The organism is Kosakonia sp. BYX6 (genome assembly GCF_038449125.1).
Taxonomy (GTDB): Bacteria; Pseudomonadota; Gammaproteobacteria; order Enterobacterales; family Enterobacteriaceae; genus Kosakonia; species Kosakonia calanthes.
The window spans coordinates 436,732-451,325 of record NZ_CP151800.1; the positions used below are offsets into that span (position 1 = coordinate 436,732).

At 56.0% G+C, this 14,594-nt stretch carries 15 protein-coding genes and 1 pseudogene; 12 read left to right on the top strand and 4 right to left on the bottom strand.

From position 1 onward, the window contains the following. The first annotated feature begins 23 nt into the window (after nt 1-23). From AAEY27_RS01810 to trpS, 12 genes are all read left to right on the top strand, one after another. Nucleotides 24-809 carry a DNA utilization protein HofM gene (locus AAEY27_RS01810; RefSeq protein ID WP_342323261.1) on the top strand — a complete coding sequence of 262 codons (786 nt, stop codon included), beginning with the start codon at nt 24-26 and terminating at the stop codon, nt 807-809. Then, nucleotides 809-1,327, top strand: a complete 519-nt coding sequence (locus AAEY27_RS01815) for a PilN domain-containing protein (RefSeq protein WP_342323262.1) — start codon at nt 809-811, stop codon at nt 1,325-1,327. Before AAEY27_RS01810 ends, AAEY27_RS01815 begins: the two co-directional genes overlap by 1 nt. Nucleotides 1,328-1,331: 4 nt before the next feature. After that, on the top strand, nt 1,332-1,793 hold the full coding sequence (locus tag AAEY27_RS01820) for a hypothetical protein (protein ID WP_342323263.1): 462 nt from the start codon (nt 1,332-1,334) through the stop codon (nt 1,791-1,793). Then, nucleotides 1,783-2,130: a HofP DNA utilization family protein gene (locus AAEY27_RS01825; RefSeq protein ID WP_342323264.1), complete on the top strand. Its 348-nt coding sequence runs from the start codon at nt 1,783-1,785 to the stop codon at nt 2,128-2,130. The genes AAEY27_RS01820 and AAEY27_RS01825 overlap by 11 nt, the downstream gene beginning before the upstream one ends. Continuing rightward, the gene (hofQ, locus tag AAEY27_RS01830; protein ID WP_342323265.1) at nt 2,096-3,331 is read left to right on the top strand and encodes a DNA uptake porin HofQ; all 1,236 of its coding nucleotides are present in this window, start codon (nt 2,096-2,098) and stop codon (nt 3,329-3,331) included. Before AAEY27_RS01825 ends, hofQ begins: the two co-directional genes overlap by 35 nt. 286 nt (nt 3,332-3,617) lie before the next feature. Beyond that, nucleotides 3,618-4,139: a shikimate kinase AroK gene (gene aroK, locus AAEY27_RS01835; protein ID WP_002920267.1), complete on the top strand. Its 522-nt coding sequence runs from the start codon at nt 3,618-3,620 to the stop codon at nt 4,137-4,139. 55 nt (nt 4,140-4,194) lie between these two features. Next, nucleotides 4,195-5,283, top strand: a complete 1,089-nt coding sequence (gene aroB / locus AAEY27_RS01840) for a 3-dehydroquinate synthase (RefSeq protein ID WP_342323266.1) — start codon at nt 4,195-4,197, stop codon at nt 5,281-5,283. Nucleotides 5,284-5,371: 88 nt separating this feature from the next. Continuing rightward, nucleotides 5,372-6,649, top strand: coding sequence for a cell division protein DamX (gene damX, locus AAEY27_RS01845; protein ID WP_342323267.1), 1,278 nt, complete (start codon nt 5,372-5,374; stop codon nt 6,647-6,649). A 67-nt stretch (nt 6,650-6,716) separates the two neighbouring features. Then, a complete protein-coding gene (dam, locus tag AAEY27_RS01850) occupies nt 6,717-7,538 on the top strand; it encodes an adenine-specific DNA-methyltransferase (protein ID WP_342323268.1) in 822 nt (273 codons plus the stop codon). A 54-nt stretch (nt 7,539-7,592) separates the two neighbouring features. Continuing rightward, complete coding sequence (gene rpe, locus AAEY27_RS01855; RefSeq protein WP_342323269.1) at nt 7,593-8,270, top strand: ribulose-phosphate 3-epimerase; 678 nt, start codon at nt 7,593-7,595, stop codon at nt 8,268-8,270. Further along, complete coding sequence (gph, locus tag AAEY27_RS01860) at nt 8,263-9,024, top strand: phosphoglycolate phosphatase (RefSeq protein ID WP_342323270.1); 762 nt, start codon at nt 8,263-8,265, stop codon at nt 9,022-9,024. The genes rpe and gph overlap by 8 nt, the downstream gene beginning before the upstream one ends. Continuing rightward, nucleotides 9,017-10,021 (top strand): tryptophan--tRNA ligase, encoded by a 1,005-nt coding sequence (gene trpS / locus AAEY27_RS01865; protein ID WP_342323271.1) that lies wholly within the window; start codon nt 9,017-9,019, stop codon nt 10,019-10,021. Before gph ends, trpS begins: the two co-directional genes overlap by 8 nt. Before the next feature lie 89 nt (nt 10,022-10,110). Here trpS and cysG read toward each other — a convergent pair whose 3' ends face one another. The 4 genes and pseudogenes from cysG to nirB all read right to left on the bottom strand — a co-directional run bounded on the left by cysG (nt 10,111) and on the right by nirB (nt 14,522). Next, complete coding sequence (gene cysG, locus AAEY27_RS01870; RefSeq protein WP_342323272.1) at nt 10,111-11,475, bottom strand: siroheme synthase CysG; 1,365 nt, start codon at nt 11,473-11,475, stop codon at nt 10,111-10,113. 17 nt (nt 11,476-11,492) lie between these two features. Further along, a pseudogene (locus AAEY27_RS01875) lies at nt 11,493-11,639 on the bottom strand (nitrite transporter NirC); the annotation flags it as partial. Nucleotides 11,640-11,655: 16 nt separating this feature from the next. Further along, a complete protein-coding gene (gene nirD, locus AAEY27_RS01880; RefSeq protein ID WP_342323273.1) occupies nt 11,656-11,982 on the bottom strand; it encodes a nitrite reductase small subunit NirD in 327 nt (108 codons plus the stop codon). Then, nucleotides 11,979-14,522: a nitrite reductase large subunit NirB gene (nirB, locus tag AAEY27_RS01885; RefSeq protein WP_342323274.1), complete on the bottom strand. Its 2,544-nt coding sequence runs from the start codon at nt 14,520-14,522 to the stop codon at nt 11,979-11,981. Before nirB ends, nirD begins: the two co-directional genes overlap by 4 nt. Between the last annotated feature and the right edge of the window lie 72 nt (nt 14,523-14,594).

A 14,594-nucleotide genomic window follows, 5' to 3' on the forward strand; every position in this document is an offset into this window, starting at 1 on the left:
AGACGATAAGGAGATCGTGATTTATGACATTCAGGCATTGGCAAATTGGTTTGCATATTCAACAAGATGGCATCTTCATTGTGGCGCTTGCCGCAGGCCGCTACGGGCAGTCGCTGCGCCGTTGGTGGCACCTTCCTCTCCCTTCCGACACGGTTGTGCAGGGGCGCATTAAAGCGCCAGAACACCTGCTTGCCGCACTACGCCCCTGGCGTCAATCTTTGCCGCAGCGTCACTGCGTACGCATGGCGTTTCCCGCCGGGCAAACGCTGCAAAGAAAGCTGCCGCGCCCGGCAATCACCCTGCGCGAACCGGCGCTGACGAACTGGGTTTCCCAGGCAATGGCGCGCGAGCTGGAAATGGTGGAAAACGAACTGTGTTTCGATTTTACCGAGGATGAACCCGCAAAAACCTATGGCGTGACGGCGGCGCAAAACAGAGATGTCGCCGCGCTGCTGGACATCGCCCAGCAGCTTTCGCTGCACCTTTCCTCTATTACACCCGATGCCAGCGCGTTACAGCCGTTGCTCCCCTGGTTAACGCCTCCGTCCCGCTGTCTTGCCTGGTGCGATGAACGCCAATGGCTGTGGGCAACAAAGGAAAGCTGGGGGCGACGCGCGCGGGAAGAGGCCGAAACTGTCACGCAGCTTGCTTCGTTGCTCGGGTTGCCGGTAGATGAAATTGCGCAATGCGGTGACATGCCCGGCGAGTTTGATTGCTGGTGCGCCGTTCCGTCACGCCAGCCACCGCTACCGCAAAACGGCGAACGTTACGCCGTCGCGCTGGGGCTGGCGTTCGCCAGGGGATACTAATGCAACCATTGGTGAACTTTATTCCCTGGCGTCGGCAAAAGCAGCGGCGCTGCCTACGCTTTTGGGCGGCAATGTTCATAGCCACGGCGCTCGCGATAACGCTGTGCGCTGCGCTTTGGCGAGCCAGGCTGGCGGAAGATGTGCAAAGCGCAGTGTTCTGGCGGCAGTCCGATGACGCTGTGTTAAACGGCCTAATCGCCGGTGAAAAACCGCTGCGCTCGCGCTTAGAACAATGGCAGCAGGCGCAGGCCCGGTTGTTGCGGAGAGAGAGCACGCAAGCGTGGCGGCAAACATTGCTTACGTTGGCGGCGGCGTTGCCGCAAAAAGCCTGGCTGACGCAGCTTCGCTGGCGGCAAAACCAGCTTGAGCTGTCCGGGCTGGCGCGATCCGTAAACGCATTAAGCGAGCTTGAACAGCGGCTGCAAAAAACGGTGGGCTTTCGCCTGCAACCGATGGGGGCAATGGCGCGAGACGCAGAGGGCCGTTGGCAATTTAACTATCAGTTAAACCGGGAGTAGGCCAATGGCACTCAACATTGATATGTGGCTTGCCCTGTCGCCGCGCATGCGGGTTTTGTTTTGGCTTATCAGTACGCTGCTTGGGTTGTTGCTGGTGTGGTGGTTAGTGATTTGCCCGCAGCAAGACGTTTTGGCGCGTGCGATAGCGGAACAAGCGGAGCAGTCGCAGATGCGACAAACGCAGTGGCGCAAATTACGCGCGTTGGCACCGCCATCGGAACATCCGGCATTGCCCGCGGTACGCGCTTTTAGCCCGCTGGATTTCCAGGCGCAGGATCGGCAACTCATCCGCTGGCAACCCGCGCAGGGTGGGGGAGAGCTGGTGCTGGAAACGCGTTGGCAGCCGGTGATTGAAACATTCCAGTTGCTTGCCGAGCGCGGCATGTTGATACCGGCTTTTTCATTGATCGCCAATGAAGACATGCTGCATTTCACCCTGGAACTGGAGCGTGACGATGACAGCTAAACGTCTGCTATTTGCCGGTGGGCTGTGTTTGCTGCTGTGCGGCATGCGCGACCCTTTTCAACCGTTACCGGATGTCTGCCAGATTGCCCAACTCAACGCGTGGCAGTTTCACGGCGTCGTGCAGGGTGGGCAAAAGATAGGGATTGTCAGCGATGCCGCCGGGCGGTGGCATCGGGTAGTTGCGGGTGAAACGCTGCCCTCCGGGTGGCGCATTATTTCGGTCAACCCGCAGGAAATTGACGTCGCAACAGGGAAAGAGTGCGCCCCCTCAACATGGCGCTGGAAACGAAAAGGAACTCAACATGCGAAAATGGATAGCGAGCATCGCGCTCTTTAGTTTACCGATGGTCTGCGTGAAGGCCGCGAACCTGGTGACGTTGACGGTCGATGAAGTACCCGTCACGCAGGTGTTGCAGGCGCTGGTGGCACAAGAGAAACAGAACATCGTCATTCCGTCGGAAGTCAGCGGCAACGTGTCGCTTAACCTGACCGATGTTCCCTGGTTGCAGGCGCTGCAAACGGTGGCGGCCAGTGCGGGATTAACCTTGAACCAGCAAGGCAATATCTGGCAGGTGCATACCGTTCAGTCGCGGCAACAAAAACAGGCAGAGCAGGAAGCGGCCCAGGCGAAGCGTAAACTGAATGCGCCAACGCTGACACGCAGCATTTCGCTGCGTTATGCGGATGCAACAGAACTGGCGAAAGCGGGCGATAAACTGCTTAGCCCGCAGGGTGCCATAACGGTCGATACCCGGCTTAATCGCTTGTTGGTTCGCGATAATAAAGAAGGCGTTGCCGCCCTGGAAAAATGGGTGGCGCAGATGGATTTGCCGGTCGAGCAGGTTGAGCTTGCCGCTTACATCGTCACTATCAATGAAAAAAGTCTACGTGAGCTGGGCGTGAAATGGGGTATGGCACAAGATACGCCGGCAGCGCGCGGGCAAATGAGTGGCCTGTCTGCGGATCTCTCTGTCGCCACCGCCGCCACGCGCGTGGGTTTCAATATTGGCAGCATCAATGCCCGGCTGCTTGAGCTGGAGCTTTCCGCGCTCGAACAAAAACAGCAGTTAGAGATCATCGCCAGCCCACGGTTGCTGGCGTCGCACTTGCAACCCGCCAGTATCAAGCAGGGCAGCGAAATTCCTTATCAGGTCTCCAACGGAGATAACGGAAACACGGCGGTGGAATTTAAAGAGGCGGTATTGGGTATGGAAGTCACGCCCACGGTGCTGCCCGATAACCGCATACGCCTGAAATTACATATCAGCCAGAATATGCCTGGCCAGGTGTTGCAACAGGCCGGGGGCGAAGCGTTGGCCATTGATAAACAAGAAATCGAGACTCAAGTGGAGGTGAAAAGCGGCGAAACGCTGGCACTTGGCGGTATCTTCTCGCAAAAAAACACGACGGGAAGTGCGCAAGTGCCTGGTCTTGGGGCAATCCCGGGCTTTGGGCGATTGTTTCGACAAGATGCAAAAGACAACGAACGACGTGAGTTGGTGGTGTTTATTACCCCCCGGTTGGCAGCGGTACATTAAATCTGCCGTAACTCCCCTTTTTCTACGTAACTTGGTTCAGGTGTTTGACGTGAGAGATGATTTAGCTTACAAGGAGTACCGATTTGAGCGTCAGTGGTCTCCGCGTAATAACGAGCAGCGTGAAGGATAGCGTGTTTATTCAGTTGCCAAACAAGCCGGAGTACTGAGATAATTTTCGATCTGACTCTCGCACTATCGCATATGAGGTTTCAGTTCATGTCCTGCTACGCCGCGAGTCTGCGAAGCGGGTTTATCATCAACGAATAGTCTTAGTAGTACCGAAAAAATGGCAGAGAAACGCAATATCTTTCTGGTTGGGCCTATGGGTGCCGGCAAAAGCACTATTGGGCGTCAGTTAGCTCAACAACTCAATATGGAATTTTACGATTCTGATCAAGAGATTGAGAAACGAACCGGAGCTGATGTGGGCTGGGTCTTCGATGTTGAAGGTGAAGAAGGTTTCCGCGATCGCGAAGAAAAAATCATCAATGAGCTGACGGAAAAACAGGGCATCGTGCTGGCGACTGGCGGCGGCTCTGTGAAATCTCGCGAAACCCGTAATCGTCTCTCCGCCCGCGGCGTAGTGGTTTATCTGGAAACCACTATCGAAAAGCAATTGGCTCGCACTCAACGTGATAAAAAACGTCCGCTGCTGCAAGTGGACGCGCCGCCGCGCGAAGTGTTGGAAGCGTTGGCCGACGAACGCAATCCGCTGTATGAAGAGATTGCCGACGTGACCATTCGTACCGACGATCAGAGCGCTAAAGTGGTGGCAAACCAGATTATTCATATGCTGGAAAGCAACTAATTCTGGCTTAATACACAGGCCTGCGGGTTTAAGCAACTAAGGTGGATGTCGCGTCATGGAGAGGATCACCGTCACTCTCGGGGAACGTAGTTACCCTATCACCATCGCGGCTGGTTTGTTCAACGATCCAGCTTCCTTCGCGCCTCTGAAGTCCGGTGATCAGGTCATGCTGGTCACCAATGAGACTCTGGCTCCGCTCTATCTGGACAACGTTCGTCGTGTTCTTGAACAGGCGGGCGTGAAAGTGGATAGCGTGATTTTGCCAGATGGCGAGCAGTATAAAAGCCTGGCGGTCATGGACACGGTCTTCACCGCGTTGTTGCAAAAACCCCACGGGCGCGACACCACACTTGTCGCGCTTGGCGGCGGCGTCGTCGGTGATTTAACCGGCTTCGCAGCGGCCAGTTATCAGCGCGGCGTGCGCTTTATCCAGGTGCCGACCACGCTCCTTTCTCAGGTTGACTCCTCCGTTGGCGGTAAGACGGCGGTAAACCATCCCCTTGGCAAAAACATGATTGGCGCGTTTTATCAACCTGCGTCGGTTGTTGTCGATCTTGATTGCCTGGCAACTCTCCCTGCCCGCGAATTGTCCTCCGGCCTCGCGGAAGTGATCAAATACGGCATTATTCTCGACGGCAAGTTTTTTGACTGGCTTGAACAGAATATGGACGCGTTGTTGCGTCTGGATGGCCCGACGCTTGCGTACTGTATTCGCCGTTGTTGTGAGCTGAAAGCCGAAGTCGTCGCTGCCGATGAGCGGGAAACGGGCTTACGTGCTTTACTGAATCTGGGGCATACCTTCGGCCACGCTATCGAAGCGGAAATGGGCTACGGTAACTGGTTGCACGGTGAAGCTGTGGCAGCCGGTATGGTGATGGCGGCACATGCGTCAGAACGCCTCGGCCAGTTTAGTGCAACAGATACACAGCGTATCAAAGACTTGCTCAAACGCGCGGGTCTGCCGGTGCAAGGCCCGCATGAAATGGCCGCGCAGGCTTACCTGCCGCATATGATGCGCGATAAAAAAGTGTTAGCGGGAGAGATGCGTTTAGTGCTCCCGTTGGCAATAGGGAAGAGTGAAGTTCGCGGCGGAGTGTCGCACGACGTAGTACTTGGCGCTATTGCTGATTGCCAGCAGGCGTAAATATTAGAAAGGTCTGGTCACGCGTTGCGTGGCGTTTAACTTCGGGCGATATGCATGATGTGGCATACGCCTTTGTGTGGGGTGTTAAATGGATGAATTCAAACCAGAAGACGAGCTGAAACCCGATCCCAGCGATCGTCGTACTGGTCGTTCTCGTCAATCTTCTGAGCGTGTCGACGATCCGCAGATCAACTTTGATGATGTTGATGTGGATGCGGACGAACACCGTCCTTCACGTTCCCGCCGGGCGCGTGATGAGCGTGAAGAAGAACGCTATGAAGAAGATGAAGAGGCTTTTGACGAGGAGCGCGAAGAGCGCCGTCCGCGTAAGCGTAAGAAAGCCGCAGCCGTGAAGCCAGCCTCTCGCCAGTACGTGATGATGGGCGTCGGCATTCTGGTGCTATTACTGCTGATTGTCGGCATAGGTTCTGCGCTGAAATCCCCCGCACCTGCATCAAACAACGAACAAAATGGCTCGGCAGAGAAAACGATCGATCTCTCCGGCAACAACGATAACGCTGGTACGGCGGGTAACCCGGCCGATCAAGCGAATGGCGCACAGCCTGCGCCGGGTACGCAGCCGCAGGCGGCAAACAATGTGCCAGGTCAGCAGGATGTTTCTCTGCCGCCGATTTCTTCTACGCCATCGCAAGGGCAGGCGCCTGCTGCCGCGCCTGAAGGCCAGCAGCGTGTAGAAGTGCAGGGCGATCTGAACAGCGCGCTGTCACAGCCGCAAAACCAGATGCAGATTGATAACGTCGCCAGTTCGACGCTGCCGACCGAACCGGCAACGGTCGCGCCGGTACGTAACGGCAACGCCGCTGCGTCGCGCCAGCAGCCGACATCCGGTGAAACCAATACCGCCGCGCCGCGCACTGAGCGTAAGCAAATGGTGATTGAGCCGAAACCGACCGCGAAAGCGCCGGTTGCCAAAACCGAGCCAAAAGCGGAATCGAAACCGGTCGCTCAGACGCCGAAACGCACGGAAACCACAGCGGCAGCTCCTGCGGCAACCGCGACGCCTGCGCAACCGAAAGCGGCTGCCAGCACAGCGCCTGCCGCGAGCGGTGCAACATCTACCGGCAATGTCGGTGCGCTGAAATCTGCGCCGGGTAGCCACTACACGCTGCAACTGAGCAGCTCGTCGAACTACAGCAACCTGAATTCGTGGGCGAAGAAAGAGAACCTGAAAAACTTCGTGGTTTATCAGACGACGCGCAACGGTCAGCCGTGGTATGTGCTGGTGAGCGGTGTGTATGCGTCGAAAGATGAAGCGAAACGCGCAGTCTCCGCACTGCCCGCAGATGTTCAGGCGAAAAACCCGTGGGCTAAGCCGCTGCATCAGGTTCAGGCCGATCTGAAGTAATGTTTAAAGCGCAGGATGCTGTCGGAGCTTTCTCCACAGCCGGAGAGAGTGTAAGTAATCAGTCAGCATGAAAAAGAATCGCGCTTTTTTGAAATGGGCAGGGGGCAAGTACCCCCTGCTGGACGATATCGGAAGGCATCTGCCAAAGGGTGAATGCCTTATCGAGCCGTTCGTTGGCGCGGGTTCGGTGTTCCTTAACACGTCGTTCTCCCGCTATATCCTTGCTGATATCAACAGCGACTTAATCAGCCTCTACAACATCGTCAAAGACAGCCCTGACGATTACGTTCATCACGCGCGGGCGTTGTTCGCGCCTGAGACGAATCAATCCGAGGTGTATTACAGGCTGCGCGAAGAGTTTAACCAATGCCAGGAGCCTTTCCGGCGCGCGCTGCTGTTTTTATACCTCAACCGGCACGGCTACAATGGCCTGTGCCGCTACAACTTGCGCGGCGAATTTAATGTGCCGTTCGGGCGTTATAAAAAGCCCTATTTCCCGGAAGCTGAGTTGTATCACTTCGCAGAAAAAGCGCAGAATGCCTTCTTTTACTGTGAATCTTACGCCGAGAGCATGGCGCGTGCGGACGCGAACTCCGTTGTTTACTGCGATCCGCCTTACGCACCGCTTTCCGCAACAGCGAATTTTACGGCATACCACACAAACAGCTTTAGTCTTGAGCAGCAGGCCCATCTGGCAGCGATTGCCGAAAACCTGGTGCAAAACCGGATCCCGGTGTTGATTTCCAACCACGACACGCTGTTGACGCGTGAATGGTACAGTCAGGCAAAATTGCATGTGGTGAAAGTGCGACGCAGTATCAGCAGTAACGGTGGAACACGTAAAAAGGTGGATGAATTGCTGGCGCTTTATCGCCCGGCCCCCTTGTAACCCCGTTCACCGCGCCGCCAGCCTGCCGAACCCTAATTTCTCAAGGAGATGCGGATGAAACAGTATTTAATTGCCCCTTCGATTCTGTCGGCAGATTTTGCTCGCCTGGGCGAAGATACCGCCAATGTGCTGGCCGCCGGCGGAGATGTCGTTCATTTCGACGTGATGGATAACCACTACGTACCGAACCTGACCATCGGCCCGATGGTACTTAAAGCCCTGCGCGACTACGGCATTACCGCTCCTATTGATGTGCACCTGATGGTCAAACCGGTTGACCGCCTGGTGCCGGATTTCGCCGAAGCCGGGGCAAGCATCATCACTTTTCATCCTGAAGCTTCCGAACACATTGACCGCACGCTGCAACTTATCAAAGAGCACGGCTGTAAAGCGGGGCTGGTGTTTAACCCGGCAACACCGCTGAGCTATCTCGATCATGTGATGGACAAGCTGGATGTGATTTTATTGATGTCCGTTAACCCCGGTTTCGGCGGTCAGTCGTTTATTCCTCATACGCTGGATAAACTGCGCGAAGTGCGTCGCCGCATCGATGCTTCTGGCTTCGATATTCGTCTGGAAGTCGATGGCGGTGTTAAGGTGAGCAACATTGGCGAAATAGCCGCAGCGGGCGCGGACATGTTCGTGGCAGGCTCGGCGATTTTCAATCAGCCGGATTACAAACAAATCATTGATGAAATGCGTAGCGAACTGGCGAAGGTAAGTCATGGATAAAATGCAGTCGATTCAGGGTGTCGCTTTCGATCTCGACGGCACATTGGTAGATAGTGCGCCGGGGCTGACGGCTGCCGTGGACAGCGCGTTATATGCGCTGGAGCTTCCACAGGCGGGCGAACAGCGCGTGGTCACCTGGATTGGAAATGGCGCAGATGTGCTCATGGAACGCGCGTTCAACTGGGCTCGCCAGGAGCGGGCTATCCAGCGAGTCACACAGGGTAAACCCGATCTGGAGACCGGCGATATTCCGCAGGCAGAGCAGATCGGCATGCTGCGTAAGCTGTTTAACCGTTATTACGAAGAGACCGTCGAAGAGGGCAGTTTCCTGTTCCCGGACGTATCCGAAACGCTGGCGGCATTACATGCCAAAGGCCTGCCGCTGGCGCTGGTGACCAACAAACCGACGCCGTTTGTGGCGCCATTGCTGGAAGCGCTGGATATCGCAAAGTACTTTACGTTTGTGGTTGGCGGCGATGACGTGGTGAATAAAAAGCCGCATCCTGAACCGTTGCTTTTGGTGTGCGAAAAACTCTCGATTCAACCGCATGAGTTACTCTTCGTCGGTGATTCACGCAATGATATCCGCGCCGCGCAGGCGGCAGGCAGCGTCTCTGTTGGCCTGACGTACGGTTATAACTACGGCGAAGCGATTACCTTAAGTGAGCCGGACTACGTGTTCGACCATTTTAAAGATTTACTGCCCGCACTCGGGCTTCCGCACAGTGAATATCAGGAAATGAAAAATGACTAAGCCCATCGTCTTTAGTGGCGCACAGCCCTCAGGTGAATTAACCATTGGCAACTATATGGGTGCGCTGCGTCAGTGGGTGAACATGCAGGACGACTTTCACTGCATCTACTGCATTGTCGACCTGCATGCCATCACCGCGCGTCAGGATCCGCAGAAACTGCGTAAAGCGACGCTCGATACGCTGGCGTTGTATCTGGCGTGTGGCATCGATCCGCAGAAAAGTACCATTTTCGTTCAATCCCATGTTCCTGAGCATGCGCAACTGGGCTGGGCGCTGAACTGCTACACCTATTTCGGCGAACTGAGCCGTATGACGCAGTTCAAAGACAAATCCGCGCGCTATGCAGAAAACATCAACGCCGGTCTGTTTGATTACCCGGTGCTGATGGCGGCAGACATTCTGCTGTACCAAACCAATCAGGTGCCGGTCGGCGAAGACCAAAAACAGCATCTGGAGCTGAGCCGCGATATTGCGCAGCGCTTTAACGCGATTTATGGCGATGTCTTTAAAGTCCCTGAGCCGTTTATTCCGAAATCCGGTGCCCGTGTGATGTCGCTGCTGGAGCCGACCAAGAAGATGTCCAAGTCGGACGATAACCGCAACAACGTTATCGGCCTGCTGGAAGATCCGAAATCGGTGGTGAAGAAGATCAAACGCGCAGTGACCGACTCCGACGAGCCGCCGGTGGTGCGTTACGACATTGCCAACAAAGCGGGCGTTTCCAACTTGCTGGATATTCTCTCCGCCGTTACCGGCCAGAGCATTCCGGCGCTGGAGCAGCACTTCGAAGGCAAAATGTATGGTCACCTGAAAGGCGAAGTCGCGGATGCCGTTTCCGGCATGCTGACCGAGTTGCAGGAGCGTTATTATCGTTTCCGCAATGACGAAGCCTTCCTGCAAAGCGTGATGAAAGAAGGTGCGGAGAAAGCCAGCGCGCAAGCGGCTGAAACGCTGAAAAAGGTTTATGAAGCGATTGGTTTTGTCGCCAAATCGTAATCACCTGAATGCCTGATTGCCCGGTGGCGCTGCGCTTACCGGGCCTACAAATCCCGTAGGCTTGAAAGCGCAGCGCCATCAGGCATTTCTCAAAACCACTTCAACTTATCGCGCAGCGTCACTACACGGCCTACGATAATCAATGCTGGGCTTTGCACCTGCTCTGCCAGCTCGCCCAACTGCGACAAGCTACCGCTCACCACCCGTTGTTGTACCGACGTACCGTTTTCCACCAGCGCCACCGGCATCTCGGCCTGCATGCCATGGGCAATCAACTGTTCCTGAATCGCTGCCGCCTGATTAAGCCCCATATAAAACACCAGCGTCTGTTTTTCTGCCGCCAGGTTGGCCCAATCCAGCTCGCCGCCGGTTTTCAAATGCCCGGTAACCAGCCGCACGCTTTGCGCGTAATCGCGGTGCGTCAACGGAATGCCAGAATAAGCCGAACAGCCGGAAGCCGCCGTAATCCCCGGCACCACCGAGAAAGGCACGCCGGCATCACACAAGGTTTCCAGTTCTTCACCTCCGCGCCCGAAGATAAACGGGTCGCCGCCTTTCAAACGCACCACGCGCTTGCCGCTTTGCGCTTCGCGCAGCAGGATCTGGTTGATCTCCTCCTGCGGTACGCAGTGGTAGCCCGCGCGTTTGCCGACGAAAACGCGATCGGCGTCGCGACGCACCAGGTTCATGATTTCATCGGAGACCAGCCGGTCATACACCACCACATCCGCCTGCTGGATCTGCTGCAAGCCTTTCAAGGTTAACAGCCCGGCATCGCCCGGACCTGCGCCGACCAACACCACTTCCCCGCGGTGATCCAGCGGTTCATCCAGCAATTGCTCGGTGATTTTCTCGACCATGGGCGTGTCCTGGTTGGCGAGCGATTGGGCAAGCCGGTCATTAACGAACAATTTTTCCCAGAAGCGACGGCGCTCACTCACACTGGCGAAATGGCGCTTCACCCGGCCGCGCAATTGACCGGCGAAGGTTGCGACATGGCCCAAATGTTGCGGCAACAGCGATTCCAGTTTTTCGCGCAGCAAACGCGCCAGCACCGGAGAAGTGCCGCCAGAGGAAACCGCCACCATCAACGGAGAGCGGTCGATAATTGAGGGCATAATAAAACTCGCCTGAGCCGGCGCATCGACCACATTACAGAAGATGCGGCGCGTTTCTGCCGCATCGCTCACCTGCTGATTCACCGCTTCGTTATCGGTAGCGGCAATCGCCAGCCAGCACTCATCGAGCAGCGTTTCGCGAAATTCCCCTTCGACCAGCGTCAACATCCCTTCCGCTGCCCAGACGGAAAACTGCGGCACAAAAGAGAGCGCGTTGACGGTAAGCCGTGCACCCGCATCCAGAAGCAACCGGGCTTTACGTTCTGCGACATCACCGCCGCCGACGAGCAGGCAGGAACGGTCCCGTAATTGACAGAAAATTGGCAAATGGTCCACGGCATTACCCCAGTATTTTAGTTATTCGCGATAGCTTGATTTTGCTCGGCTTTCACCGCAGCCGGTCGCTCAGATTTCGGCGTAGCATACCAGTAACCCAACGTCATCAGTAAGGCAGCGGATCAAGTATTCCCCAGCGTTATGGCTAATAGCGAATTCCCTATACGTTTCGCTGGGGTATCACGCTTTAATCTGCACTTCGCCATCTTTTACGCGCACGTCGAAATGCGTGACAGAGCGGCTTTCATCTTCCAGGCAGAAGCCGTCCCGCAGGCGGAAACGTTGCTTTTTCAGCGGGCTGGCAACCCACAATTCACCCTGATGCTCGGCGATAATGCCGCGCGACAGCACGCTGGCCTGGAAAAACGGATCGATATTGCTGATGGCGAAAACCTGCTCGTCATGACGCGGGCGGAAAATCGCCACTTGCTGATCGTTTACCAGCGCGCAAACGCCGGTCGAGGGCACGATGTCATCGATTTTGCAGACGGTGTTCCACTGGCTCATGCGTTTTCCTCCACTAACATCACCGGAATACGTTCATACGGCGTGGCCGGGCGATGCTGCGCGCGCTCAGGCACCACTTGCACGTTCGGGTCACGGCGATCGCTGTTGATAAAGTGTTTGAAGCGTGTCTGCGCGGCTGGCGTATTCACGGTTTCGGTCCACTCACAAATCACCGCGTCACGCAGGCGAGCCATTTCCGCTTCCAACTGCGCATCAAAGCCCAATTTGTCGTCGATAATCACGCTTTTCAGGTACTCGATGCCACCTTCCATGCTTTCCAGCCAGGAAGCTGTACGGGTTAGTTTGTCGGCAGTACGGATGTAGAACATCATGAAACGGTCGAGATAACGCAGCAGGGTTTCGCGGTCGAGATCCGCCGCCAGCAGATCCGCGTGGCGCGGTTTCATGCCGCCGTTGCCGCAAACATACAGGTTCCAGCCTTTTTCCGTGGCGATAATGCCAACGTCTTTGCCCTGGGCTTCCGCACATTCACGGGTACAACCGGAAACGCCAAATTTCATTTTGTGCGGCGTGCGAATGCCTTTGTAACGGTTTTCTAGTTCAACGCCGAAACCGACGCTATCGCCGACGCCGTAACGACACCAGGTTGAACCGACACAGGTTTTCGCCATACGCAGCGCTTTTGCGTACGCGTGACCGGTTTCGAAACCGGCGTTAATCAACTGACGCCAAATTTCCGGCAGATCGTCTTTTTGCGCGCCGAACAGGCCGATACGCTGCGAGCCGGTAATTTTGGTGTAGAGATTGAATTCACGGGCGATGCGGCCGACTTCCATCAGCCCTTCCGGGGTGATTTCGCCACCGGCAGAACGTGGGATCACCGAATAGGTGCCGTCTTTCTGGATGTTGGCGAGGAAGTTGTCGTTGGTATCCTGAAGTGGCGTGTGCTGCGGTTTCAGGACGTACTCGTTCCAGCAGGAGGCGAGCAGGGAACCGACCGTCGGCTTACACACTTCACACCCGTAACCTTTGCCGTATTTCGCCAGCAGTTCGTCAAAGGTTTTGATCCCTTCGACCTGAATCAGGTGATACAGCTCCTGGCGAGAGTAGGCGAAGTGTTCGCACAGGTTGTTGGTGATTTCGATGCCCTGTTTCGCCAGTTCGGCGTTCAGCACTTGCGTGACCAACGGGATGCAGCCGCCGCAACCGGTACCGGCTTTGGTTTCGGCTTTCAGGGCGGCAACGGTGTGGCAGCCTTTGTTGATGGCCGCGATCAAGTCACCTTTGGTAACGTCGAAGCAGGAGCAGATTTGCGCGCTGTCCGGCAGCTTATCGACGCCGATAGAGGGTTTGCCGCTGCTGGCGTGGGCCGGCAGGATTAACGCGTCCGGGTTTTCCGGCAGTTCGATGGCGTTCAGTACCAGTTGCAACAGGTTGCCGAAATCGCTGGTGTCGCCCACCAACACCGCGCCGAGCAGGGTTTTGTTATCCGGGCTGACGATCAGGCGTTTGTAGACTTCTTTGCTTTCGTCGAGGTAAACGTAGCTGCGCGCGCCCGGCGTGCGACCGTGCGCATCGCCGATGCCGCCAACATCCACGCCGAGCAGTTTCAGCTTGGCGCTGAGATCTGCGCCTTCAAAGGCATTTGGCGTACCGAGAATATGATCCACGGTGACCTGCGCCATTTTGTAACCCGGCGCGACCAGGCCGTAAACGCGGTTGTTCCAACTGGCGCATTCGCCGATAGCGTAGATATTCGGATCGGACGTCTGGCAGTTGTCATTAATCAGGATGCCGCCGCGCGGCGCCACTTCCAGCCCGCACTGCGTGGCCAGTTTGTCGCGCGGGCGGATGCCGGTCGAAAAGACGATAAAGTCGACTTCCAGCTCGCTGCCATCGGCAAAGCGCATGGTTTTGCGCGCTTCGGTGCCTTCCTGCACGATCTCTTGGGTGTTTTTGCTGGTGTGCACGCCCACGCCCATGCTTTCGATTTTGCGTTTCAGCTGCTCGCCGCCCATCTGGTCGAGCTGCTCGGCCATCAGCATTGGCGCGAATTCAATCACATGCGTTTCAACGCCTAAGTTTTTCAGCGCGCCTGCGGCTTCCAGACCAAGCAGGCCGCCGCCAACCACAGCGCCACGGCGGCTACGGCGCGCGCAGGCTTCAATGGCGTTTAAATCTTCGATGGTGCGGTAAACGAAACAGTCTTGTGTTTCGGAACCTTTGATCGGCGGGATCCACGGATAGGAGCCGGTCGCCATGATCAGTTTGTCGTAATACACCGTGCGCCCGGCGCTCGAGTGAATCACTTTTTCCTGACGGTTAATAGTGATCGCGCGTTCGCCGACCAGCACTTTTACGCCATGTTTCTCGTAAAAGCCTTCGCGAACCAGAGAGAGTTCTTCAGCAGTATGGTGAGAAAAATAGGAAGAGAGATGGACGCGATCGTAGGCTTTACGCGGCTCTTCACAGAAGACGGTAATGTCGAACTGGCTGGCGTCGGCTTTATCGAGAAGATCCTCAATAAAGCGGTGGCCGACCATGCCGTTACCGATAATTGCGAGTTTGACTTTGCTCATTTTTGCCTCGATTTCTTTTTTACTACCGCCTACCTTAACGATTCAGCCTCCTCGCTTATTGATGTGCATCAA